This window comes from Carnobacterium sp. TMP28 (genome assembly GCF_047553015.1).
Lineage (GTDB): Bacteria > Bacillota > Bacilli > Lactobacillales > Carnobacteriaceae > Carnobacterium_A.
The window spans coordinates 2,116,345-2,139,744 of record NZ_CP180212.1; the positions used below are offsets into that span (position 1 = coordinate 2,116,345).

At 31.4% G+C, this 23,400-nt stretch carries 20 protein-coding genes; 11 read left to right on the forward strand and 9 right to left on the reverse strand.

Annotated features, from left to right (window positions below; all coding sequences use genetic code 11):
• Positions 1 to 216: 216 nt before the first annotated feature.
• The 6 genes from ACMHYH_RS10055 to ACMHYH_RS10080 all read right to left on the reverse strand — a co-directional run bounded on the left by ACMHYH_RS10055 (position 217) and on the right by ACMHYH_RS10080 (position 12,280).
• The gene (locus ACMHYH_RS10055) at positions 217 to 1,812 is read right to left on the reverse strand and encodes a TcaA second domain-containing protein (protein ID WP_414839266.1); all 1,596 of its coding nucleotides are present in this window, start codon (positions 1,810 to 1,812) and stop codon (positions 217 to 219) included.
• A 13-nt stretch (positions 1,813 to 1,825) separates the two neighbouring features.
• Positions 1,826 to 5,017, reverse strand: coding sequence for a hypothetical protein (locus ACMHYH_RS10060; RefSeq protein ID WP_414839267.1), 3,192 nt, complete (start codon positions 5,015 to 5,017; stop codon positions 1,826 to 1,828).
• Positions 5,018 to 5,026: 9 nt separating this feature from the next.
• Positions 5,027 to 7,261 (reverse strand): FtsK/SpoIIIE domain-containing protein, encoded by a 2,235-nt coding sequence (locus ACMHYH_RS10065; protein WP_414839268.1) that lies wholly within the window; start codon positions 7,259 to 7,261, stop codon positions 5,027 to 5,029.
• A 142-nt stretch (positions 7,262 to 7,403) separates the two neighbouring features.
• Positions 7,404 to 8,138 carry a hypothetical protein gene (locus ACMHYH_RS10070; RefSeq protein ID WP_414839269.1) on the reverse strand — a complete coding sequence of 245 codons (735 nt, stop codon included), beginning with the start codon at positions 8,136 to 8,138 and terminating at the stop codon, positions 7,404 to 7,406.
• A complete protein-coding gene (locus tag ACMHYH_RS10075) occupies positions 8,138 to 10,363 on the reverse strand; it encodes a hypothetical protein (RefSeq protein WP_414839270.1) in 2,226 nt (741 codons plus the stop codon). Before ACMHYH_RS10075 ends, ACMHYH_RS10070 begins: the two co-directional genes overlap by 1 nt.
• A gap of 309 nt (positions 10,364 to 10,672) precedes the next feature.
• Positions 10,673 to 12,280: a Mur ligase family protein gene (locus ACMHYH_RS10080; protein WP_414839271.1), complete on the reverse strand. Its 1,608-nt coding sequence runs from the start codon at positions 12,278 to 12,280 to the stop codon at positions 10,673 to 10,675.
• A 254-nt stretch (positions 12,281 to 12,534) separates the two neighbouring features.
• On the opposite strand from ACMHYH_RS10080, the gene ACMHYH_RS10085 reads away from it, so the two are divergent.
• From ACMHYH_RS10085 to ACMHYH_RS10100, 4 genes are all read left to right on the forward strand, one after another.
• A complete protein-coding gene (locus tag ACMHYH_RS10085; RefSeq protein WP_414839272.1) occupies positions 12,535 to 12,765 on the forward strand; it encodes a zinc-binding dehydrogenase in 231 nt (76 codons plus the stop codon).
• A 195-nt stretch (positions 12,766 to 12,960) separates the two neighbouring features.
• On the forward strand, positions 12,961 to 13,143 hold the full coding sequence (locus ACMHYH_RS10090) for a hypothetical protein (RefSeq protein ID WP_414839273.1): 183 nt from the start codon (positions 12,961 to 12,963) through the stop codon (positions 13,141 to 13,143).
• A 70-nt stretch (positions 13,144 to 13,213) separates the two neighbouring features.
• Complete coding sequence (locus ACMHYH_RS10095; protein ID WP_414839274.1) at positions 13,214 to 13,837, forward strand: histidine phosphatase family protein; 624 nt, start codon at positions 13,214 to 13,216, stop codon at positions 13,835 to 13,837.
• A 147-nt stretch (positions 13,838 to 13,984) separates the two neighbouring features.
• Positions 13,985 to 14,197 (forward strand): hypothetical protein, encoded by a 213-nt coding sequence (locus ACMHYH_RS10100; RefSeq protein ID WP_414839275.1) that lies wholly within the window; start codon positions 13,985 to 13,987, stop codon positions 14,195 to 14,197.
• A gap of 139 nt (positions 14,198 to 14,336) precedes the next feature.
• On the opposite strand, the gene ACMHYH_RS10105 is transcribed toward ACMHYH_RS10100, so the two are convergent.
• Positions 14,337 to 14,738 (reverse strand): hypothetical protein, encoded by a 402-nt coding sequence (locus ACMHYH_RS10105; RefSeq protein WP_414839276.1) that lies wholly within the window; start codon positions 14,736 to 14,738, stop codon positions 14,337 to 14,339.
• Between the two features lie 25 nt (positions 14,739 to 14,763).
• Entirely contained in the window at positions 14,764 to 15,294 is a 531-nt protein-coding gene (locus ACMHYH_RS10110; RefSeq protein WP_414839277.1) for a hypothetical protein, read from the reverse strand.
• A 320-nt stretch (positions 15,295 to 15,614) separates the two neighbouring features.
• Here ACMHYH_RS10110 and ACMHYH_RS10115 point away from each other — a divergent pair, with 320 nt between their 5' ends.
• The 6 genes from ACMHYH_RS10115 (at position 15,615) to ACMHYH_RS10140 (ending at position 20,814) form a co-directional block, all read left to right on the forward strand.
• Entirely contained in the window at positions 15,615 to 15,848 is a 234-nt protein-coding gene (locus ACMHYH_RS10115) for a hypothetical protein (RefSeq protein ID WP_414839278.1), read from the forward strand.
• A gap of 156 nt (positions 15,849 to 16,004) precedes the next feature.
• Positions 16,005 to 16,979, forward strand: coding sequence for an alpha/beta fold hydrolase (locus ACMHYH_RS10120; RefSeq protein ID WP_414839279.1), 975 nt, complete (start codon positions 16,005 to 16,007; stop codon positions 16,977 to 16,979).
• Positions 16,980 to 17,226: 247 nt separating this feature from the next.
• Positions 17,227 to 19,386: an AAA family ATPase gene (locus tag ACMHYH_RS10125; RefSeq protein WP_414839280.1), complete on the forward strand. Its 2,160-nt coding sequence runs from the start codon at positions 17,227 to 17,229 to the stop codon at positions 19,384 to 19,386.
• A gap of 41 nt (positions 19,387 to 19,427) precedes the next feature.
• A complete protein-coding gene (locus ACMHYH_RS10130) occupies positions 19,428 to 19,673 on the forward strand; it encodes a cytoplasmic protein (protein WP_414839281.1) in 246 nt (81 codons plus the stop codon).
• Between the two features lie 225 nt (positions 19,674 to 19,898).
• On the forward strand, positions 19,899 to 20,225 hold the full coding sequence (locus tag ACMHYH_RS10135; RefSeq protein ID WP_414839282.1) for a DUF4298 domain-containing protein: 327 nt from the start codon (positions 19,899 to 19,901) through the stop codon (positions 20,223 to 20,225).
• Positions 20,226 to 20,406: 181 nt separating this feature from the next.
• Complete coding sequence (locus ACMHYH_RS10140; RefSeq protein ID WP_414839283.1) at positions 20,407 to 20,814, forward strand: hypothetical protein; 408 nt, start codon at positions 20,407 to 20,409, stop codon at positions 20,812 to 20,814.
• A gap of 426 nt (positions 20,815 to 21,240) precedes the next feature.
• On the opposite strand, the gene ACMHYH_RS10145 is transcribed toward ACMHYH_RS10140, so the two are convergent.
• Positions 21,241 to 22,152: an AEC family transporter gene (locus ACMHYH_RS10145; RefSeq protein WP_414839284.1), complete on the reverse strand. Its 912-nt coding sequence runs from the start codon at positions 22,150 to 22,152 to the stop codon at positions 21,241 to 21,243.
• Positions 22,153 to 22,519: 367 nt separating this feature from the next.
• On the opposite strand from ACMHYH_RS10145, the gene ACMHYH_RS10150 reads away from it, so the two are divergent.
• Entirely contained in the window at positions 22,520 to 23,398 is an 879-nt protein-coding gene (locus ACMHYH_RS10150; RefSeq protein ID WP_414839285.1) for a hypothetical protein, read from the forward strand.
• The last annotated feature ends 2 nt before the right edge of the window (positions 23,399 to 23,400 follow it).

The following is a 23,400-nucleotide window of genomic DNA, read 5'->3' on the forward strand; positions in this document are numbered from 1 at the left end:
GAAATTATTTAGCACATCATTTATCTTATACACTAATTTTAGAGAACTCGCCTAAAACCAGAAAATAAAGTCACCGCCTTCCTACAGGATCTAACGTACAACTCGTTAGACTGATAGTTCAGTCAGTGACTTTAAAAGTTAATAAAAGAGTGTTTATTTCACTAATTATTCGTTTGTCTTGAAGTAGCACACTTATCTATTGAATGAATATACCATTTACTGTATATCTGATACCTTAAGGATACCCTCTTCATTTTTCAATACCCAAGTAGTATATTTTCCATCGACTGGCTCATTGTCATTCGTATTTGTAGTAGAAACTAGTCCAAAGGCACCTTTTTGACTCCATGAAGTAGTAGAGTTTATTCTATATGTTGCTTCAACTAAATAACTATCACTATCTGTTTGCTCAATTTCTTGAATACTGAAGTCACAATTTGTGAGATCTACATCAAAACTTGTTTTCTTTTCAAAATCAGCATGAACTGCACTCATTTCACTAGCAATTTTCTCTTGCAAATCGGATGTTTTATCACCAGTAAGAAATTTCTCATCAATCCTCAACGGCATTGATTGCCCTATTTGATTTAGCTGTTCTAAAATCTGTTCTTTTCCAAATATATCACTAGAATTTATTTCTATTGTACTTTGATTATCTTCTTTACTTATCTTCGCTTTTTCATTTAAGGAACGGTTACTAAACTCTTTATTTACTTCAATTACTTGTTCGTCTGTTGAGAGTAATATTCTTGTTAGTTGAGCCTTACCATCCTCAATCGTTCCAATTTTATTACCATTCATCACTAAATCGCCACCTTCTATATTTGACACAACTTCAAAGTCAATTATTGGAAGGATAATATCAAGTGTCTGATAATTTTTATCATCTAAATGTACTGTATACTTACTAATATCTATCTCTTCAATAGGTAAGCTAAAATCTTGACCGTTTATAGATCCTTTAACTACTATTTTTGTTTTATCCGTTGCTTCAATAATTATTGGATCAACAAGCGCTTTTCCATCTTTCAATTCAGCTACTTTTTTATCATCGATAAAAATATCTCCTTCTGAGATATTTGCATTAATAGTTGCTGCAAATAATTCATATGAAGTCGTTAAAGTGTAATTTTCACCATCCATTATATTAATAATAAATGTATTTTTATACTTTTTACCATCGTACTCAAAAATAGACTCACCTTCGTATTTACCGGGTAAATACGTTCCCAAATGAATGATTTCATTGTTTTTACTTGTCTTACCGATATTTTTTCCGTCTAAATAAAATGATATATTTTTTTGATTTGTTTTTGCATCAATCGTACTCATCTTCATTTCAAAATCGTAATTTGGAGCAACAATAAATTTTGTCCCATTTACTATGAAATTTCCAAAAGCCCTATTTTTCTTTTTTGTATCTTTTTGTAATTTCTTTAATTGATTAGGCTTTTCTTTAAAATATTCAATAAACGGAATGATTTCTTCTTTAGTCAGCTTTTTGCCTTCTTTAGATACCGTATTTTGTGCTAAATAAGTCGCATCTCCTTCAGAAATCGCTTGATAGTAAGAAATTATTTGTTTTTCTAAACTGTTTTTGTTCATAACAACTTGTATCCCAATTGCTAACACAATCATTATTAGTAGAATACCTACGAAAAAAATTTTAAATTTTTTAAAAAATAATAGAAAAGAAGATTCTTTATTTTTTTTAATTTCTAACTTCGTAGTTAGAAAACTATTTTCACAAAATGGACAAACTGTTTCATTTTTTTCTACACTAGCGCCACAATTAGAACAATTTTTTTTCACTATAATCACTCACTTATTCTCTATTTTTTTCTAAATAGCTCGGTTCTTCCTCTTGTTTAAAAGAATAGTCGTTTAACATTCTTTCCATTCTTTTTTTTCCTAATGTCGTATTAACCGCTGCAATATTTTTCTTCTTTTCATCAGTAATAGTTATTTTATTGGTAAACAGCTTTATCACAATAATAGCTGTGATAGGCAATGAAAAGCCAGCTGTAAAAGCAATTAATGCTACGCCAAGAGTAAGACCTATAAATAATCGACTTAGAAACAAGTTAAATGCTGTTGGATCATCTTGATAGGTTGAAAAAACATCATTTAGTAACGGCTTCATTTCATCTTCTACATAAATTTTTTCCGCATTAGAATCTAATGAAGGCACCAATTGATCTCCTCTTGCTGCTAATAATGAACCAGTTGAATCAACGAGTGGGAGACCTGCTGCACAAAGTTTACTTCCTCTTTTAATTTCTTCAGCAAATCTAGGTACGTCTTCTTTGTTAACAGGGGTATCAGATGCTGAAAGTATTTTTTTCACATTATTCACTTCTTCATCGTTAGCAGGACTACCAACAGGAACTCCTTCATTGCCAATTAAGTTTCGATAAGCACTCAATAAGGCATCATTGTCAGGATTCTCTGATTCTAAATTAGCTAGTTGTTTTTGTAATGTCTTAAATTCTGGTTCACTAAAGGGACTTGTTTTTTCTTGATTCTTAGAGTTTGGATTGAGAAGTTCATTTAATTTATTACCTAATGGATTTTTTGGATTAGCTTCATAAACTTTATTTTGATTGTTTTTTAGATGAGATAGTGTTGGTTTTTCATTTCTATTTGAGTCATTTTTCTTTTCATTCTCTTTGCCAACGTTATTTTTTGAATCTAGTGGATTCAAATTTCTTTTGACAGCATTATTTTGATTTCCTACAATACTATTTTCTTGTCCTTCTAAAGGATAGTTACCTGTATCTGATACGCGATTAGAACCATTTTTTCCATTTTTCGGAGTTGATTCTTGGCCATCTACATGATTTAATCCGATAGTGTCTTTAGCAATAAATTGGCCTCCGTTTTCTCCTTGAGAACTAGGTTTGACCTCAACTGGAGGTTCGTTTATAGTGCTTGAGCCTTTTGAAGTTGGAACCCTATTTGCTCCTTGAGAACTAGGTTTGACCTCAACTGGAGGTTCATTTATAGTGCTTGAGCCTTTTGAAGTTGGAACCCTATTTACCCCTTGAGAGCCAGGTTCGACCTCAACTGAAGGTTCATTTATAGTACTTGAGCCTTTTGAAGTTGGAACCCTATTTGCCCCTTGAGAACTAGGTTTGACCTCAACTGAAGGTTCATTTGTAGTGCTTGAGCCTTTTGGAGTTGGACTCCCCTTTGCTCCTTGAGAGCTAGGTTCTACCTCAACTGGAGGTTCGTTTATAGTGCTTAATCCTTTTGGAGTTGGACTCCCCTTTGCTCCTTGAGAACTAGGTTTGACCTTAACTAAAGGTTCATTTATAGTGCTTGAGTCTTTGGGAGTTGGAACCCTATTTGCCCCTTGAGAACTACGTTTGACCTCAACTGGAGGTTCATTTATAGTACTTGAGCCTTTGGGAGTTGGACTCCCATTTGCCCCTTGAGAACTAGGTTTCACCTTAACTAAAGGTTCATTTATAGTGCTTGAGCCTTTGGGAGTTGGACTCCCATTTGCCCCTTGAGAACTAGGTTTGACCTTAACTGAAGGTTCATTTATAGTACTTGAGCCTTTTGAAGTTGGAACCCTATTTGCCCCTTGAGAACTAGGTTTGACCTCAACTGGAGGTTCATTAGGAATACTTGAACCTTTAACAGTTGAAGTTCCATCCCCTCTTTGATAGTTGGATTCACCCCCACCTGAGTAACCTGTCGACGGAGCAGGCTCCATAACAGATTGATCGTTTGTCAATGCTACCATAAACAATGCAGCTAAAGCTCCTAGCCCTATAACTTGAATGAGCATTGGATTTGAGATACACGCTGCTTGTAGGAGATTTTTTACTCCAATTCTTGAAATAATAGTCCACAGATACTTTCCACCAAGTTTTACTAGTACACGGATTACATCAATACCATATTGTTCAAACATTTCGCTGAGGGACTCACCATTTTCGATACTATGAATGAATCTGACTAGTGATTTAATTGTTTCATCAGATAAATTTAAATTTGCTTCTTTTGAAACTAATTTTATGACACCTTCTAATACGCTATCAGGAACTTTTTTTAGTACTTCTAATAGAATCCCTTGATGGTTTAATAAAATTGGGTTTATTTCTTTTTCAAATGCTGGATACACTTTTTCCATCATTATTTTTTTTACTTCTTCTAACATAATACTCCTAGAGGAATCTTTTTCACTCGAATCCTCTGAGACATCACTTGGATCTAATGCGTCTATTTCCTTATGAGGATTTAGACGCTCTTTATTTTGTTCGCCATCATTTAAAGGCCCGTATTCACCGATTGAATCTTTAGTGTTTCCAATAGTTACAGTAATAGTCATAGCAATAGCTATACTTAATTCAATTTTACTTTGATCTATATTTTCAGTTGAAATGTATTGCAATAGCCTAACTAATTCTTCACTCTGTTCTTTAAAAATTAGTAAAAAGTCTACTACTGTTTCAAAATAATTTATTAAAATTTCTCCTTGGGGATTTGCCTCTTTAGTATAAGGAAGAAAATATAGATTTGTTTGAAATAAATCTCCTATTTTATTTTGATAGATTTCCGTTTTATCACTTAATCTCTCTACTGATATTTTAGTTTGCTCAATAACTTCATTTATTTCATCAAATTGATAGTGAATACTTTTTCCACTTGTCTCTTGAGGAAGTTGAACCAAACCTTTAAACTCTGCAAACAATCTTTGTTCTATATTTTTATCCTGAATCAATCGTTCTATTGACGGTTCCCCTATTTTAAGTTGTCTGCTGAAATGTTCTAATTGTTCAAATCCGTACCATTCACCATAAAATTCAGCTAGTTTATTGGATACATTTTGGAAATAGCTATCTAACATAATCACTTTAAAATCAGTTAATGCTTGATAGCCCGCTTCTTGTGTTTTATCGTCAAAATAAATAATGTATTGATTCATTATTTGACTGATATCTTCTAAATAATCTTTATTCAGCTGATAAGCTGCTGTAAGGTGTTCTTCACGCAAACTATATTTCACATTCTTCTCCTATTCTCCTAACAATGTGTCGAAATCTAAAGACATAATCTCTAATTTATCTAAATTCGTATTAAATTTTTTAAATGATTTTTGTTGTGATAAATGTGAAATAATTAAATCCACCATAATGTTCTCATCATTGCGTTTAGTATGATTGCCTTTAAATTTATCATAAACAGTACTGGTAGCATGTGACAAGAAAATATAATGACAATATTTTTTCATAAACTCTCTTGTTCGAGCATCGTCTAGATTCCCAGAGAAAAAAATGAAGAGCGTATTTACTGAAGAAGCAGAAGAAAACGCTACTTTTTCTAACTGTCTAAAAATAAAATCCAAGTTTTCTAACCCAATTATCCAGTATATTCTCCATGGAAATAATTGCTCTATTGTTTTTTCTCCTTTCTTAAATTGACTAAATATCTTTAAATGAGATAGTTTTAATAATGACGGATCGACCTCTTCAAGTGACACTATAGCTTTTTCAGGTAAGCTTTTTAAGACTTTTTCTAAAAGCGACAATTCTTCTGTTGTCTTTAAAAATTGAGATTCTTTTATATCCTTTATGAGCATTTCAAAATAGCCTTTAACATCACTCGTATTTTGTAAGGCATTTTTATAAACTAATCGTCTTTCATAGTCACTTAATTGCTTAATAATTTCTTGATCGGTACTAAAAACCCCTCTTAACTGGTCCTTATTTGGATTCGTTTCTTGTACTTGTTCAAATCGATTTTTGAATGGATATTGTTCGTAAATTCCACTCTCTCGATTAATAACAACGTGCTGATACGTATTTTTTGCGTAATAAAAATTTATAAATAAAAGATTCAATAGATAGGCATTTTCTCTTAATCTAGGGCTATAACATGCAATATGATTGTTTTTAGTTTTTTCTAAAAATATTGACTCATAATCAATGTTTTTAGAATTATAAACAACTGCTGGACCCAAAATAAGGCTTTCTAAATATTGTTCAGATGACAGTAAAATTTGGCTAATTTGATTTGAAACATGTTTATTATTCTTTAAGTCAATCAACTTTTCTATATCATCGCTTGTCGTTTCTTCATAATACTTATGATTTTTTTTAAAATCAAAACTATCTCCAAAAGACTTTAACTCATTTAATAACTGTTCAAAAGCAGTAAAACCACTTTCATTTTCTAATGAGGTATCAATATACGGAATCTGAAATTTAATATTATCGTCACTATCTCCAGATTGTGTATTAGCTAGAGCATGGTACTTTTCTAGCTTTTCACCAGCTTTATTCCCAAGGATATCCACAGAAACTTCTTTTGTACAAGGCAAAATAATTCTAGCCTTAAAATTCATTTTTACATTTGATGGTAAGGTGTTAGACATTTCTTGTGAAGCGAACAGTAAGTGAATACCAGTCGCTCGCCCTTTTTTAGTAATAGCTGTAAGATATTTATTGATATTGCTTCCTTCTTTTGTGGATGCATCTAAATACATCTGTTGAAATTCATCAACGATTAATACAATTCGTGGCAAAACAACTTTATATTTCCTTCTAAAATCTTTAATGTGTTTTTGATTTAATTTAGCAAATAATGTTTCTCTAGCATTCATTACATCATAAATATACTTAATGATTGAAACCGCATAGCTAACTTCTTCCGTTGCTCCAACAGCATTAATTCCTGGCGTTTGTACTGTAGATAAGTAACGAGAAAATTCTACTTTCTTAAAATCCATTAGATACAATTCAAGTTCCCAAGCAGGATATTCAAATAATAAATTCATAATCATTGTATTTAAAAGAACAGATTTACCACTCCCTGTTACTCCAGCTACTAATCCATGGACCGCTTGATCATCTAAGCGAATAGATTTAAGATCTATCATTTTATTAGCATAAAATCCAGGTCTCAAATTCACACCATCAATCGTACTATTATTCCATATTTCATTAGTGAAACTACTATCTTTTCCTTCTATAGCTCGGACTTTACAGTTATCTTCTTTAAGAATATTTTCCAAAAAAATTTCTCTTTCTGAAAATGATTGTTCTCCCAAAAGTTGTCTTATAAACGTCAGTGGTTCTGGACATATTCTAATATCTTCATTGAAATTAATTAGTTGAAACTGATCATCTTGTCTCTCTTCATCACTATTTTCTTTTATTCTTATTTTATAAAGCCTTTGGAATTTTTTGTAGCTTTCTTCTTGTCTTGATTCTTTAGAATCATATTCGCCACTATAAATAGATTGATTCATAAAAAAACTCCTTCATTCCTAATTTTTGAGTCCTTACTTAACTATACATTTATGTACTATACTACTAGTAACACATAACTCATTAGACCAATTATATTTATAAAAAACTATCTAACAAGAATACTTGTTAGATAGTTCTTATTTATAAATCATTGCCATCAAATAGCGTGTTCATCTGTTCTAGTATTTCTTCTGAAATTTCTCTCGTTTGTTGAGAAACAGTTATTTTACTTTCTTCGATTTGCCCTTCCATTCTACTTCTTTCTAACTCTCCAGCCTCTAACGTTTTTTCAGCAAGAATAGCTACCGACTTACCAAAATCCTTTAGTAATTCAGAATATACTTTATTAGCTGGAACAATAACATGACTTATACCGGTATAAAATTGGTTTTCACTAAGGATATCCTCAAGTTTCCCTTCAAATGCAGTCAAATCATCTGATACTTGTTCAGCCTTTTCAGTGATTGAACTAGCCAACAGACTAATTCTTTCGGTATTAATTTCTGAGATTTTATTTCCACTATCAATATTTGTAGGAAAATGTATTTCTTTAAAGGCTTCAACTAATAGTTGTTGCTGTTGTCTAGCCTCTTCTACTGTTTCTTCTCCAGCTTTTATACTTTCAGCTAAATAAACAAAGCTAGTGTCTCCTTCTTGCCATTCATCAAGCCAAGTACTAATTTTACTTTTAAAACTTCCATTGAAGCTATCAGCGAAAGATTCCGTTAACTTAAAAACTTGTTCATAATAATCTGTAGAAAAATAATCATTTACTTGATCCATAATTTCAAACCCTGATAAGCTTATCCGTCCAGTAAAATCAGCCACCAAGCTCTTAACGTCTTCAAAAGTCCTTGCGCTTAGTCTCATTGCCATTATTGTTGCTCCTTTTCTTTTTTAATAAATTTGATTAAATGATTATTTTTATCCGATGTGTCCAGACTAACATCAAGTACTCGATTGTCTTCAAAAGCATCATCAAAACTCGTTGCCCAATCTTTATCTTTTTTTAACTCTATAAATTCTTGTTGTTCAATAAAATAAATAGGTATAACTCCTAAGCCTTTTGAACGATATTCCAACATAGTCGCCAATGCTTTATAAGCAAATGTTCGATCCAAGTCTATTATTGGAAAGTTGTAGCGAATCAGTTTAAAATCATCCTCCATACCCAATTTTTTAAATTCATTGAGTAACTGTCTATTTGTTGTTTCAATATCAGATTTCACAAGTTTATCACGTTTTTTATCTAAATCTTCAAAATATTCTTTAATTGAATAATCTCCATATTTCACTAAATTAACGTAGCTCTTATTTTCTTTAGCTTTTTTAATACTTTGTGACTCATTTAAAATATTTACTCCCATTCCATATTCATCGACAAAATAACAACAAAATAAATTTTTGCTATTCGTTTGCGTAAGAGAGCGTAATAAATTTGTTATAATATGAGAAAAAAGTTGCTTTTTATCTTTTCTATTTGGCGTAGAATAGACTAAAAATAAAGCAGAATAACGATGATTGACTATTATCCATTCTTGAATATCATCTTCAGATTTCTTTTTCACAATATCTAGTATAAAACTATCTGTCATTTCTATTTCTGTTAATTCTGGACTGTTTTTCTTTAATTTTTCTGTTAAGTCATCTATATTTTGAATAATTTGTCTTTTTTCTTCTTTTATTTTTTGTAAATTCTCTTTGTTCATTTTTATTTCTTTAGAAGAATCAATTGATAGCGCTTCTTTTTCTGCTTCTCGTTCATTTATTTCTTGTTCTTGTTCTAACTCTAATTCTCTTTTTTTATTATCATAATACTCATTTAACCTATCTATAGAATTTAATTCAACTGTCGATTGAATTAAATGAAACTCTCCACGTAATCCTAAATCCTTATCTTTTCCCAAACAATCTAAATCAGCTGCCACTATTCTAAGTGCATCATGAATATGTTTTTTACCAGTAAGCATACTTTTTTCAAAATTTGCTAATTGATTTTTATAGTTTTCTCCATCTAAAAAGCTTCTTATAGACGTTTGTACGATAGAATCTTTTGCTAATTCAGGACAGTTAGCATACAACTTATCTAGCTGCTCGGATTGAATTAAAAAATGAGGTAATTCAATCGTCTTCTCCTGTGACATCTTATAAACTAAAGAATCATCGTAACTTGCAAAAAGATAGTATAAAACAGCATTCGTTTCTAGCAATTGCTTATCTATGTGACTCTTAAATGGCTTTTTAATCGTTATATTTAATAGTTTACTACCTAAAAAAATAACTATAGAAACGATTAATAAAATAAATGGCCCATAACCTATAATGTTAAGAACAATTGTTAAAAAGTTAGAAATACCTGAGAAAAAAGAAAAACGTCCTAACGTATTGTCAGCTAAAGCACCAATCGATACTTTAAACAACCATCGAATGATTAAAAAAATAAATGCGATAATTGCATAAGTAGGTAATTCTGTTAAAAATCCCTGTGTATCTAATCCTCTACGATTAGGATTTCTAAAAAAAGCAAGCCAATCTTTTTTCTCTTCGATTGTTTCGTACTTAACCTTTTCTTTATTGAATCTTTTATCTATTTCATCAAAACTCATCGCTAAGAACTGTTTTTTAGCTTCTATAAAGCTAAATCTATTTTTATATTTGGAAATGTTCTCTACTATTTCATCCTCAGTAACTGGTAATTTAGTTAAATAAGAGTCTTTAATCATTGTTCTTGTTACTTGATCTGGTACGTTTATGTAAATATAATCTATCCATTTCGTTTCATTTTTTTCTATTTCTTGAAGTTGTTTATGTAATTTTTTATTTTGTTCTTGCTTCAAATAAATTAACGTACCAATTTGTTGCGTTACATCATCAATAGCAGCTGATTGAAATCGCTGACTGTCTATTTCTTTTTCTTGTACTAATTCTTTAAGTTTTTGTTTATACTCTTTCTTGAGTATTGAAATCGTCTTGTTAACCTTGTGAATTTCCTCTTTATGCTTTTCTTTTAAGCTATCTTTTTCAGATAATAATTTTTTTTCAGACTCTTTTTTTTCTTGGAATTTTTCACGAAATTCTTGATATTCTTTTATAAAAACCACTAAATTCACCTAACATTTCATTAATATTTATGATTAATCTTTCTATCTAGCGATCTAATCTAGTTACTTTTAAAAATTTATTATACGACAGTAATTATAACATACGTTTTAGCCGTTTTGTTAAATAGTAAACGTTTATTCTCTTTTAATCTCCTAGTAGTTTGTAAGACCGTTGGATAATCCTCCGAATTTAATATTTATTCGTGTAAATAGAAAATAATTTTTTCTAAAAAAAAACGAAAGTTAGGCTTGGATGCTAACTTTCAGAGAAACGAAGGATTAAATTTGAACGAGACAGTTTTTTTATCTTTAACTTTCCAAACTAAATTTTAAAATTCTTTCAGCTAATTTCGAAGAATCTTTTCCAATAAACTTATTTTCTAGTACTTGATTGATTCTTTCATAATCTACTGTAGGATGAATTTCCTTTACTAATTCTAATGTTTTTTTAGCACCCTGATCCATTGAATGAGCTCCTGAAATCAATAAGATATCGTCTTTAGCTAACTGATTCACACCAAATTGCAAAGCTTCTTCGAGCTCTTCAAAAAAAGTAACTTCAATTTCATTTTGTTTCATTACCTTCAGAAAAACAGCTAGTTCTTCTGTTGTCACTTCGTCTTTTTTATCTACATGTGATGATGCTGTCGTCAAAATGATTTTAGAGACAGCTATTTTATAAAACCATTTTGCTAACGTCTCCGCAATTTCTAGACTATGTTCAGGACCGTTATTTCCTCTGATAGCATGTACAAGATGCAACTCATGATAGTCTAAACGACTGATTGTTTCCATGCATGAATCGATGTTGTTTTGATTCAGCAATAAGTCGTCTATCACCTTGAACTCTTTGTCATAAAGTATCTGGAAGCGTCTTTCCACCCCTCTAAACTGTTTAATTCCTCGTTGAACATCTGCTAGTGGTATATCATTGACCAATCCTACAACAAGCCCTGTAAGCGCATTATAGATAGAATGATAACCTGGGACCGATACCTCCAAATCAAAACTCTTAGTAGTGATTATTTTTCCACTTAGAGTGTGAAATGGTTTTTGAATCGTCACCGTAAATAAGGGAATACCCCCTAAAAACGTTATATTCGAAACCACCATCGTACCAGATTTATTCTCAATTCCAAAAGTGATGACTTGTGCTTTTGTTTGTTTTTCTAAAGGGATTAATAGGGGTTCATCAACGTTTAAAATAGCTGTACTCGTTTCAGGTGCGTTTCTTATCAATGAAGCTTTAGCGTCAAAATAGGTATCAAATGATTTATGCAATTTAATGTGCTCTGGACTAATGTTCATAAAGGCTACGACGTCGAAGTCTGTATAATGAACTCGTTTAAGTTCTAATGCTGAGGAAGACACTTCCATCGAAACATGTGTGATTGCACGATCTCTCATCTTCGCAAAATGTTGTTGTAAATGATAAGACTCTGGTGTCGTCAATTGACTCATTTCGATATCTTTATCCATTTTAACAAGAATCGTTCCTATTAAACCGGATTTTAATTGGTAAGCCTTAAAAATTTCTTCTACAATACCTATAATTGTCGTTTTTCCATTAGTAGCCGTTACTCCGAACAGACTCATTGATCTAGACGGATTGCCAAAAAAATTGCTTGATAAAACAGCCAAAGCTTCGCGGCTATCTGAAACTTTAAGCTGAAGAATAGCTATATCTTCAATGAATTGTTCGACGATTATGACTGTTGCCCCTTGACTCACAGCATGTTTAGCATAGTTGTGCCCATCTGTTTCATACCCTTTAATGCAGACAAATAAGGTATCTGTCTCTACTTCTTTTGAATGATAAGCAATTTTTTTAATCTCAATTTTATTTAGTTCTGATATACGTCCATTGTGGCTACTAGAATCGATTTCTATCGACTTCAATAGGTCCGTTAAATTCATACTAATCAATACCCCTCCAGTGGATTGTGCAAATTACGTTACACCAACTTTTTTAGATAAGATGGTATACATCTATCCGTGTTCTTTAGCTTACTATTTTTTCTTTAATCTGTCATGTCATGTTACTTATTTATCAAAACAAATTTCTATTTATTCATTCAAGAATTTTATTTAACCCTATCGTTTTGCACTACTAGCTTTTAATTGGTATAGTTTTAGTTAGTAGCGGAGTTGATTAGGAAAGGGCTGAGGAAATGAAAGCATTGGTTCATGAACAGAAATCGGGAATAGATGGGTTACAAATTAAGGACGTACACTCTCTAAAAATGAAAGAAGAATTAGAAAATAGGATTGCATTCTCTGAAAAGCATCTCATTAAGCCTCTAATTGATACCATTTACCCTTTTGAAGATTACAAAAAAGCTTTTGAACGTTTAACAGAAGCTAAGCAAACAGGAAAAATCGTTTTAAAAATAGCTGACTAATCTAGTCTTACCGATAAATATGGGCCAAATAAGAGTTAGCTTATCATTTTAATGCTAACGACTTAGTAAATCCAGATGAGTGTTTCTTCTCTTTTGACTTTATTACTCGTCGTTCGTTTAAATAAAATACATTTTTAATTATGAATAAGGTATACTTTTTTTATCAGTCTATTATAAGTTAAAAGGAGAATAGGTATGTATTTAATTTCTGGAACGTTAGTTATTATCGCTTCGTTTTTTATTTTCATTAGCAATTACGTATTGAATCAGTTGTCTTACACTCAATTGAATGCTTTTATTGCGTTAGTTGGTTTTATCTCTTTATTTATGGGTGCTATCTTTTATTATGTCCATTACGCTGAAAGCAAAAAAAAATAATTTAAGCGATAAACGGATTCTTTTAATAGTAAATCTCTATTACTCAAACTAATCGTTAAGAGGTGGAAAAATGACTACTCTAATTTTAATACAGCATTGTCAATCCGAGCACCATATAAACGATATGTCTGGAGGATGGACAGATACACCTTTGACTGATTTAGGGAAAAAGCAAGCTGAAATGATTGGAAAAAGATTGGAAAAACAATCCTTCATTAATGACTCTATCCTCTTTACTTCTGATTTATTGAGAGCTTCTCAAACAGCTAAAATGATTGGAGAACACTTAAATTTACACGCTATCTCCAATAGTGGATTACGTGAAATAAATACAGGTATAGCAGCAGATAAAACTAAAAAATGGTCTAACGAAAATAGAAACCCTAAAATTGGAAACCAGTTCGATTTAGATTATCGGGAATTTCAAGGTGGGGAAACTTGGAGAGAATTTTATAAGCGAGTCTGTCAGTGTATGGATTCTCTCTCTAAAGAAAACCCAAAAAAACAGCTTATTATTGTGACTCATGGCGGAACTTTAGGCTATATACTGGCTTGGTGGTTAAAGTTCAAACCAGAAATGATTGTATCTGCTTATTTTTCCTCATCAGTAGGTGGTATTTCCACCTTGAGTCAAAACGATTTTGGTCAACATGTTATCAATACATTTAACGATACTTCACATTTTAATCTATAAATTAAATTAGATCTAGTTGATTTTTCTATTGCTCATAATTATTAGATTACCAACTTTTTTCTTATCTACTGTACAGAAAAAACTGACAGTAGGTTGTAAGAAAAAGAAGAAATACTAGAAAATCATGACTAAAAAGGTAGGTTAAGTATGAAAAATTATAGAAACGTTTTAGGGTACTCTTTGATCTTAATCGCTATTGGAGTATTGCTCATTTTACCAGATATTATCTATCCTAAAATTTATGACGATGGAATAGATACTACTAACTATTTAATAAAAGTAGGATTAAATGCTACCAGATATATTCTTATTGCTATTTTTTCTTTTATTTTAGGAATAAAAACTCTATTTAAAGAGTAGATAAAAATATCCATTGATTATCAATAGACTAAACCAGTTGAACTACCCAATCTTCTCTACTTAAAAGATTGGATTTATTTGACTTTTTATCTCATAGTTCAAACGTACACGAACTACCTACTTTTATAGTACTTTTTTACTACCAATCTATCTCTTTATTATCCGCTTTTTTAGTAAGTTTTTTTACATCATAGTCTATTCCTGTTTCTAAAGAATGCCAAAGTGAATCAGATTTCTTTTCTAATCTTTCCGTTATCCCATTGTATTTGAACGTTACTTTATCTTCTTTATCTTCATAGTCTTCCAAGTCATACATTGCGTCAGACTCATTTTCCCCTAGTACTGATGCTAATACTCTTTCTTCAAAAGGTTTAATGACATAGAAGTAAATTTCTTCTTTGTCACCTGTTCCGCCTTCAATATAATTTAACGCATAAAAATAATCCTCCTCTTTTTCTACAGCAGTTTGGCTACAAGCTACGAGTAAAAAAGCAGCTAAAATGAAAGTTCCTATCACAAAAGTCTTTTTAAATTTAACCATTTCAATCTCCCTCATTTCTTATTCTTTAATTGATAGAGCTAATGGTATTGAATATCTCACTATATATTTTTTTAATCTCTTTTTCGGTTATCTTTTCATTGTCCTCTTTTTCTTTTATAAATCGCCATTGCTGGCCTAACTGATTATCTGGATTATATAAATAGCCAGCAGCATAGCTTTTAGGCGAAACATCCGCTACTTTACTATAGCTAGCATCCTCAAAAGTGAAGGGTATAGCAGCTTTTGTTGTTCCTATAAAGAAAATCGGGATTCTCAATTGCTTATAGACCTCAACAAATTTTTCAGCATCAGCTTCTGTTAACTTTTCCGGCATGATAAAAATAGCATCGTGTTGGGAATGAACAGTCATACGATCTTTTTCTAACTCCTCAAAAGTCATATCAGCAAAAAAAATCGTTTCTGCTACTTTTGGAGCGTCTCCAATAACCCCTATTTTTAAATCTCTTCCTGTATAAAGCTCGTGACTGATTGTAGAACATCCCGTACTGAATAAACTTATCATTAAAAATAGATACAAAAATTCTTTTTTTACCATCATTCATCTCTCCTAAAAAAATAGACTATATTTCTAATATAAACCTTTAATAGAGTTATCTTACCAAAAATAGGAAGCGTTATCAATGCAGCTGATAACGTAGATTAACTCATTAAGTTATTACAAAAATAGAGCAGTAGTGCATAGGGACGAAAGCTAAACATACCATAAAAAATAGGGCGTATCCTTGCTTATTTTAGCTGGTAACGTTACCACTGATAATTATTCATTATTCCCTATAGTTTAATTGAATTTTTAGTATACTGTAAGTAGAACGTAGTTAGCTCATTGTTCTATCATTGACTAGGAGGTTTTTAAAAATGGTCTATCCCACTGCTAAACAAAAAATAAAAAAAGTTAGTTTACTCATTTTTTTCTTATATAGTCTCGCTATTTTTTTCAGTTCAGGTGGAGAATCAAGCTTGTTTTCTATTTTTTTTCTGTCTCTCTATGCCGGATTAGTTGTGTCTTTAATCGCATATTTTTTGTTGAGTCTAATTGTCTACATTGCTGTTTTTGTTAACAGTTGGTTCACTCATGAAGAAAAGAAATAGTAGCTCGTTATTAATCTAGACTCTTTTATTAAATACTTTAGCTGATTTGGAATATAGCCTATTTAAGTGGAGGCATCAGGTAGTACTAGACAACTCATACCAGAGTTATTAAGATAAAATTGCTACTATTTTTGAGAACAGATGAGGAGGATAATAATGAAAAAATGGATTAAAAGAATGCTTCTATTTTTGTTACTTGCTTTTGTATTCATCAGTATTTTGCCTTATTTCTTTACGGTTAAAACAGTTGATTCAACAAATGAGAAGCCGTTTATCGAAAGCCGTTTCCAAACGATAGGTACTACCGGTATTCATTATCGTTCTTATTTACCGTTGATAGATAAAGCAAAAGGGAAAATAATCATGGTTCATGGTCTTGGAGGTTCCACTTTCTCATGGCGAAACAACGTTCAGCAGTTACAAGATGCCGGTTACCTCGTAGTAACAGTAGATCTACCGGGTTTTGGATACAGTGACAAAAGACCAGGTATCGATCATAGCCAAGAAGCAAGAAGCGAACTTTTATGGAGTTTATTAGACACGATTGATTTATCTTTGGCAGCAGATACTAGAAAATTGGATTGGACACTTGTAGGACATTCCATGGGTGGTGGAACGGTTTCAGCTATGGCGATGAATCGATCAGAAGATACAGAAAAGCTCGTTTTAGTTTCAGGAGCCTTGTTTGATAATAACCCATCAACCGTTCCAAATTTAATCTACTATGCTCCAATTGAAAGAGCCATAGACGTTGTCTATAGTCATGTTATCCTGACAAATAAAAGAATAAACTCTTTTCTTTCTTCAGCTTATGGCAGAAACCCTTCTAAAAAAGAAATTGACGGTTACCTCAATGGGTTAAAATTAAGCGAATCGCCTAGTTTTATTCCAGATTTTCTTAAAACAACAAAAAGCAAGCCTCTTGAAAAACTCCAAAAGAATAAAGTTCCTATTCTCTTTCTTACCGGAGAAAACGATACGTGGGTTCCCCAAGAGCAATATAAAAAGCTTAAAGAACGAATTCCAAGAACGAAAGTAAACGTTATCAAAGGTGCAGCTCATTGTTCAATGGAAACACACCCTAAAGAATTTAATAGCCTATTGTTAGATTTTATTGAAGAAAAAGACTAGTCAGCAAAAAAATAATAGCATACAATAAGAAATTCAAAAAATGGATAGGTTACTTTCTGTTCATTTTTTGAATTAGATTGAGTTATATTATTTGAGATAGGTTATAATATAACTGTAGGCTTTTGACCTATTCTACTCTTCTCTCATCTTTTCTTTAATTGCAACGAAAAAACAGATAAACGCTATCAGTAGAGTAGATTAAAACTACACTTTTTAAAAGCTGTTTCTATTAAATAGGAGGATTTTTATGGCCACATTTTTCCCTACACTTAACGAAATTACTCAATTAAAAGTAAAACCAACAGAAGGAGAGCTTCACTTACTTCATACTTTGAAAAACGAATTCGTTGAAGATGACTCCATCGAAATTTATTTTCAACCCTTATTGAATAGTGATCGACCCGATCTATTTATTATGAAAAAAAATGCTGGCATCCTTATCATTGAAGTGAAAGATTATAATCCACAGCACTATTGTATAAACGAAAAAAAACAGTGGTGTTTGAAAAAAAGTAAAAGCGTTATCTTATCGCCAATCGAGCAAGTAAACAGATACAAAAAAAATACAATAAGATTCCATGCACCTGAGCTTTATCGTAGAGAATTGATCGAGCATCAAAATAATTTTGGTGTTATACAGTGCTTGGTTTACTTCCATCACTACACTGAAAAAGACTTAGAAAAGGTCAAAGAGAATCTGGGTATTCGCGATACGAATCACCTAACCTTATTTTCAAAAGATAACCTTAAAATTAAGTTACATAATTTATTAAAAAGATCTTATTTTTATACAGGTTATACTTCTAGTTATTTCACACCAGAAATATACGAACCCTTAAAAGATATGCTTCGTCCTTCTTATCACGAACTAAGAATTGGCAAACAGCTAAATTATTCTAAAAAACAACTTCAATTATCAAAAAGTAGTCCTTCTAAAAATCTAAACATTCACGGCTTTGCAGGTACTGGTAAGACAGCTGTCCTTGCTAAGCGAGCTGTGAATGGACTAAAGAGAACAGGCGGCCCTATCTTAATCTTAACCTTCAACATTACTTTAAGACAGTACATTAAAGATCAAATTAGTAATGTTCGAGAAAATTTTAATTGGGAATATTTTGAGTTTAATCATTACCACCAATTCATCACCACCAACGCTTTAAATTATGAAGTTGATTTTGATTATGACTTTGAGAATGAACATCTGTTTGAAGATGTAAAAAATAAAATAATAAAGTATCCTGTTATCTTATTAGATGAAGTACAAGATTATGATGACTCCTGGTTAAAAATAATTAAAAAATATTTTTTAGCAGAAAATGGTGAATTCGTCTGTTTTAAAGACGGAAATCAAACTATTTATAGAGACAGTCATAATCATGAAACGAAGGACTTAACTAAATGGGTTTCACTAAATGAAGAATACCGTTCTCCTAATGCATTAGGACATTTATTGATTGATTTTCAAGCTCAGTATCTTAAAAAATATACAGAACTTAATCCCATTCAATTGTCTTTGAATTTAAAAGAAGCTTCTTTTAGCTATTATTATCTCGAGTCTACTAAAGAGTTATTAACCAAACAATTAACGGATACGATTTTTCAATCCTTTCGCTCAAAAGGTTTTCCTAATCAAAATGATGTTGCTTTTCTAGGTACAAATAAACAAGTTCTTAGAGAGTTACAAGAACACTTAATTTCTCAAGGGAAATTAGAAGAACAGTTTATTACAACTTTTGCCAGTATAAAAGAAGTAGCCGCAATCGAAGCTAAAGTGTCTCAATACGATACTGTACCCGTTGAGGATTTAATTAAATCATTTGAAAGAAGTAAAAAATTTGCTTTTCATATGAATAGCGGAAAAATTAAAATGTCTACTATCCATTCATACAAAGGCTGGGAAATTAAAAATTTAGTTTTAATTATAAATAAACCTCAAAAAAATCAAAGCGAAACGTTTAATAATTTGGTTTACACCGGTCTCTCTCGTTGCGTAACCAATTTAATTGTCCTAAACATCGGAAACTCTGACTACCATTCTTTCTTTGAGGATCAAAATACTGCCTTTTCACAGGCTATTGATTATCGATCATTAGATACATTAGAAAGAAGAACCCTCTTTTACAGAGAACATGATTTATCTGCTCCAGAAGAAGCACAAGACTATAACATGACCCTCAAAGAATTTCATGCTATGAAAGAAATGCAACACACCTATACACAAGAACGGAATCAATTGAATGACTTGTCTTCAGAATCCGAAAATGGTTCTTCTCCCTCAAGTTTAGCTTCAGATCTTGGTATGACTAATAAAGAGTACGAGGAAGAATTAAGACTGCAACACGAAGAATCTGACCGAGAATATAGTCAGGTAAATGCAGCGTACAGAAATTATTTAAAAAATTTATAGGAATTACTACTAATCAGGTATTACGAAAGGAATCTACTAAAATGGAACGAAAAGAAAATAACGTCATACAAAGTGCCTTTAAAAATAAAGCTTATTTGGAGAATAGTGACTATTGCGGTTGTTACCATTGTACAAAGATATTTACTCCAGAACTCATAACAGACTACGTTGATCATGGTCAAACAGCGCTATGCCCATTTTGTCAAATAGATTCAGTTATCAGTTCTAGTATGGGTTACACTATTACTACCGATTTTTTAGAAGCAGAAAGAATAAAAAGTTTTTGAAGTAAATCTGAAAAAATTTCCTTTTTTCTACTCTGAATGAATTTAAAAGCAGGGTATTCAATTGTTAAGGTACCCCCTGCTTTTTTATTCTTACTAGTATAAAATAGCGTGCATTTAATTGGAAAATCCATTTAACATCTTATATTATTCAATCAAAAAGTAAAATAAGAAGAATCTATTTGTTAACAAATAAGTTAAATTAAGTCTTATTGGAGGTAAATATAGATGACAAAAGACGAATTAACTAGTTTTCAATTTAGACGAATCAAAAAGATGCAAACAATAGTAAGCGAACTAGAAAAAGGGATGAATGAATTTGAAATACAGCTAGATGACTTCGAAGCAAAGCAGAAATCTTTACAACAATTAAGTAAGTACTATGGCTCTGAAACATGGTTTGAAGATATAAAATCTTATGATGAGGGGAATTTACCAAAGGGACACAATTATTCTGTTTTAGGTGAAGATCCAGTGTTTGACGTGATAGGCGATAATTACAGGATGGCTATTAGATTATTAGAAGTAGCCACAGAAATCATTAAAAATCACTAATGCATTTTTTTAGTCGTATCATTATCAAGAACAAGAGCTGGTATTAGTGGTAATTCAACGTGTATTCACATGAATAGTGACTTTCATTCTAATCCATTATTCCACAACAATTAAGGAACCTACCTCTAAGACGATTCAATAGACAGTATTCACTAAGTTCTTACGAAAGAGAGAGTTATAAATGAAAAAAAACAAAACAGTCATTTTTACAAAAATTCTGTTCAGCCTATTCACTTTAGCAACTATCCTTTCGCTTTTTATTGTTTATACAGATAGCGATCATCGTTTTTCTTTTTATTTTCTGACAGGATATCTATGTCTCACATTCTTTCTCCTGCTATACGTTCCATTCATAACTATTATGAATGCGAGAAAGCATAGTTGGAGTGAACTAAGAAAAAGATTCGTTAAGTTTTTAGCCCTATTGCTCTTATTTATTGCTTTAACTTCTCTCTTTGATCTTGTGATTAAATCTTCAAAAGTTGATTTATTAAAAAGTTTTTCTAGCAGTATAGGTCTTGCCTTTAGTCTGACTTTTTTAGATGTGCTCTTTTCAAAAGAAAAATCTAAAAGGAATAAGTACCAGTAATTTTATAGCTGTTACCTTTCGTCTGCCTTATCATTTTGTCTATCTTGAGTTGGCCTTATCTAAGACTTTTTGTGCATTTAAATCGAGCATTTTTTATACTTTCTACTATTCACCTAAACACAATTATCGTTTTTATTCATCTCCGTTTCGCTTGTTTTCTTAAAAAAGTTTACTCTGAAAAAACAACTTAGAAAAATAGAATAGTAACCAAATTGGTCTATATTATTTTTTGGAAAATAAACTCCCGTACGTTATTAACTTGTCTAAAGTTGAGACGATACTCGACTAGTCGTACTTTTAACAAAAAAATTTAAAAGGCTACCCAATCCAATGAACGATTAGGTAGTCTTGTTTTTATTTTGATTAATGGCTTTTATTTCTATCTACAAAATAGTCTCAAAAGAATGAAAATGCTACGATTTATTTTCACATAATTAAAGCAAGGGCAAGAGTCATGAATAGCAATGAAAGAATAATACTAGCGGAAGATAAAAAACCAGAAAGAGATTCTTTATTGCCGTAAACGACCATATTAATTGTAGAAACTGTTGCTATAGGAGCAAGTGCTAAAAGAACTAAAGATAAACGAACAATTTCTGGTAAAGGCAATAAAAAGTAAGAAACTAGTGCAAATAAAATTCCGATAGTATAACGTGTGAAAAGAAGCTGTGCTACTTTTTTAAAATCGCTTCGAGAAATAGTAAGTTCTAAATATAGACCAATCATAAACATAGATAAGAAGGCATTGCCACTAGCGAATAATTTAACTATTGAAAGAATAGTGTCTGGAATAGTGATGTTGACTAAGGCTAATAAAATCATAACACTATATGTTGTGAACGTCGGAGAACGAAAAAGTCGAAAAACAACTTCTCCAATCCCTCTTGCGCCACGATTTTGGCCAGTAAGTTTATCTGCTAGAATAGGAGTCCCTCCAAAAAGCATTAACGCATTTCCCGTATCAAAACTTCCAATAAATGGAATAGCTTGTGGGAAGAAACCTTGTACAAACGGAATGGTAAAATTCCCAATATTGTATCCACCTTGACTGAAGATCATCAACGCTTGGTCAGATGTTTTTCTTTTACGCCAAATCAGTCCTCCAAACGTTATAAAAATAATATTCGCTACTAATCCTAATCCAATCATAATGAATACTATCTTATTCAATTCTACTGAGTTAAATCCAATAATAATTGTTGCAGGTAAAGTTAAGTTTAATATAATTTTTGAAATAATACGTCCATCTTTTCCTTCCAATATGTTCGCAACTTTAAAAAGATAGGCTGCTAGAATAACTAATAAAAAACTAATCGCTTGTATAAGTACAGCTCCCATAAACGATTTCCCCCCTTTATTTCAATTTAATTTTATCTGTTTGTTCGTTATCTTTTAAGTCTATTTACAAAAAACACTAGTTTATTTAAACTTGTTCCCTTTATCTATTATGACAAATTTAAAAAGATAAATCAAAAAAGCTATCACGTTAGATAGTTTTGCAATCTATTCAGAATTTTTTTATTATCGAATAAATAAAATGGGCTATTCGAGTAGGACAAGATTTACTTACTGAATCTGTCGAGATTTCTACTATAGTCAATCATTTGTTTATTGAGATATCTTTTTAGATAAGTCATAATGGTTTTGAAGACGTATTTGGCTATACCTTTAATCACTCATCTAAAGATAGAAAGCAGGTTTAAAAATGGAAGAATATGAAGCTTTACAAGCAAAACTAAGAGCTCTTTCAAAAAAAGAGATATCTGCAAAGATAAGATACCAGAAAAATAGTGAACGCTTTACGCTCGCAGAGACGAACTTAAAAAAAGAAAGTCGAGATGTCGAGAAATTACAATCAGAATCTTTAGCTACCTTTATAAAACAAATGATGGGTCATTATGACAAAAAACTTGATAAAGAACTACAAGAAAAACTTGCTGCAAAAGTTGAATTAGATCTATCCTCAACTTTATTAGTAGAAGCTCAAAAAGATTTAGCTGCTATTCAATTAGCTAGTGAAGAAACCAGTAGCCAAATCAGCCAGTTAAAAGATAGTCTCTACAGTAAGGATCCACATTTCAGAGATAAAATTGCTGATGAAGAAATAAACCGTGCTCAATTAAAGCAAGAATTGATAGAGCTGGACGAAGCTTCTGCTGCTGGAGATAAAGTTTTAGCAGGAATTAGCGAGGCACTAGACGACTTAGAGTCTGCGGATTCTTATTCCACTTGGGATATGTTTACAAATAGTAGCTTTCTACTAGATATGTTAAAATATGATAAAATTAATACGGCTGAAGCTAAAATGAACCAAATGGAAAAGCTACTAGAAAATTATGATAAAGAATTGAAAGATCTCTCTTTAGATACTTCTCTCAACTATGAAACGTTTGGTGGGATGAGTAAAACCTTTGATATTTTCTTTGATAATTTCTTTTCAGATTGGGATACGAAGGAAAAAATTAAACGAAATAGCCGTATGCTTAAAACCCTTGGTAGCTCTGTTCTGGATTTACAAGATAAACTTGAAGCGAATAAACAAGAACTACACCAACAAATAGAAGATTCAGAGCTCTTTTTTTAAGA

What these genes read in the sequence shown, in the direction of transcription:
- ACMHYH_RS10140 (WP_414839283.1), top strand. Translation starts at nt 20,407, where the DNA reads ATGAAAAAAAACAAAACAGTCATTTTTACAAAAATTCTGTTCAGCCTA.
- ACMHYH_RS10120 (WP_414839279.1), top strand. Translation starts at nt 16,005, where the DNA reads ATGAAAAAATGGATTAAAAGAATGCTTCTATTTTTGTTACTTGCTTTT.
- ACMHYH_RS10105 (WP_414839276.1), bottom strand. Translation starts at nt 14,738, where the DNA reads ATGGTTAAATTTAAAAAGACTTTTGTGATAGGAACTTTCATTTTAGCT.
- ACMHYH_RS10090 (WP_414839273.1), top strand. Translation starts at nt 12,961, where the DNA reads ATGTATTTAATTTCTGGAACGTTAGTTATTATCGCTTCGTTTTTTATT.
- ACMHYH_RS10080 (WP_414839271.1), bottom strand. Translation starts at nt 12,280, where the DNA reads ATGAATTTAACGGACCTATTGAAGTCGATAGAAATCGATTCTAGTAGC.
- ACMHYH_RS10145 (WP_414839284.1), bottom strand. Translation starts at nt 22,152, where the DNA reads ATGGGAGCTGTACTTATACAAGCGATTAGTTTTTTATTAGTTATTCTA.
- ACMHYH_RS10115 (WP_414839278.1), top strand. Translation starts at nt 15,615, where the DNA reads ATGGTCTATCCCACTGCTAAACAAAAAATAAAAAAAGTTAGTTTACTC.
- ACMHYH_RS10095 (WP_414839274.1), top strand. Translation starts at nt 13,214, where the DNA reads ATGACTACTCTAATTTTAATACAGCATTGTCAATCCGAGCACCATATA.
- ACMHYH_RS10085 (WP_414839272.1), top strand. Translation starts at nt 12,535, where the DNA reads ATGAAAGCATTGGTTCATGAACAGAAATCGGGAATAGATGGGTTACAA.
- ACMHYH_RS10130 (WP_414839281.1), top strand. Translation starts at nt 19,428, where the DNA reads ATGGAACGAAAAGAAAATAACGTCATACAAAGTGCCTTTAAAAATAAA.
- ACMHYH_RS10065 (WP_414839268.1), bottom strand. Translation starts at nt 7,261, where the DNA reads ATGAATCAATCTATTTATAGTGGCGAATATGATTCTAAAGAATCAAGA.
- ACMHYH_RS10110 (WP_414839277.1), bottom strand. Translation starts at nt 15,294, where the DNA reads ATGGTAAAAAAAGAATTTTTGTATCTATTTTTAATGATAAGTTTATTC.
- ACMHYH_RS10150 (WP_414839285.1), top strand. Translation starts at nt 22,520, where the DNA reads ATGGAAGAATATGAAGCTTTACAAGCAAAACTAAGAGCTCTTTCAAAA.
- ACMHYH_RS10100 (WP_414839275.1), top strand. Translation starts at nt 13,985, where the DNA reads ATGAAAAATTATAGAAACGTTTTAGGGTACTCTTTGATCTTAATCGCT.
- ACMHYH_RS10135 (WP_414839282.1), top strand. Translation starts at nt 19,899, where the DNA reads ATGACAAAAGACGAATTAACTAGTTTTCAATTTAGACGAATCAAAAAG.
- ACMHYH_RS10070 (WP_414839269.1), bottom strand. Translation starts at nt 8,138, where the DNA reads ATGGCAATGAGACTAAGCGCAAGGACTTTTGAAGACGTTAAGAGCTTG.
- ACMHYH_RS10125 (WP_414839280.1), top strand. Translation starts at nt 17,227, where the DNA reads ATGGCCACATTTTTCCCTACACTTAACGAAATTACTCAATTAAAAGTA.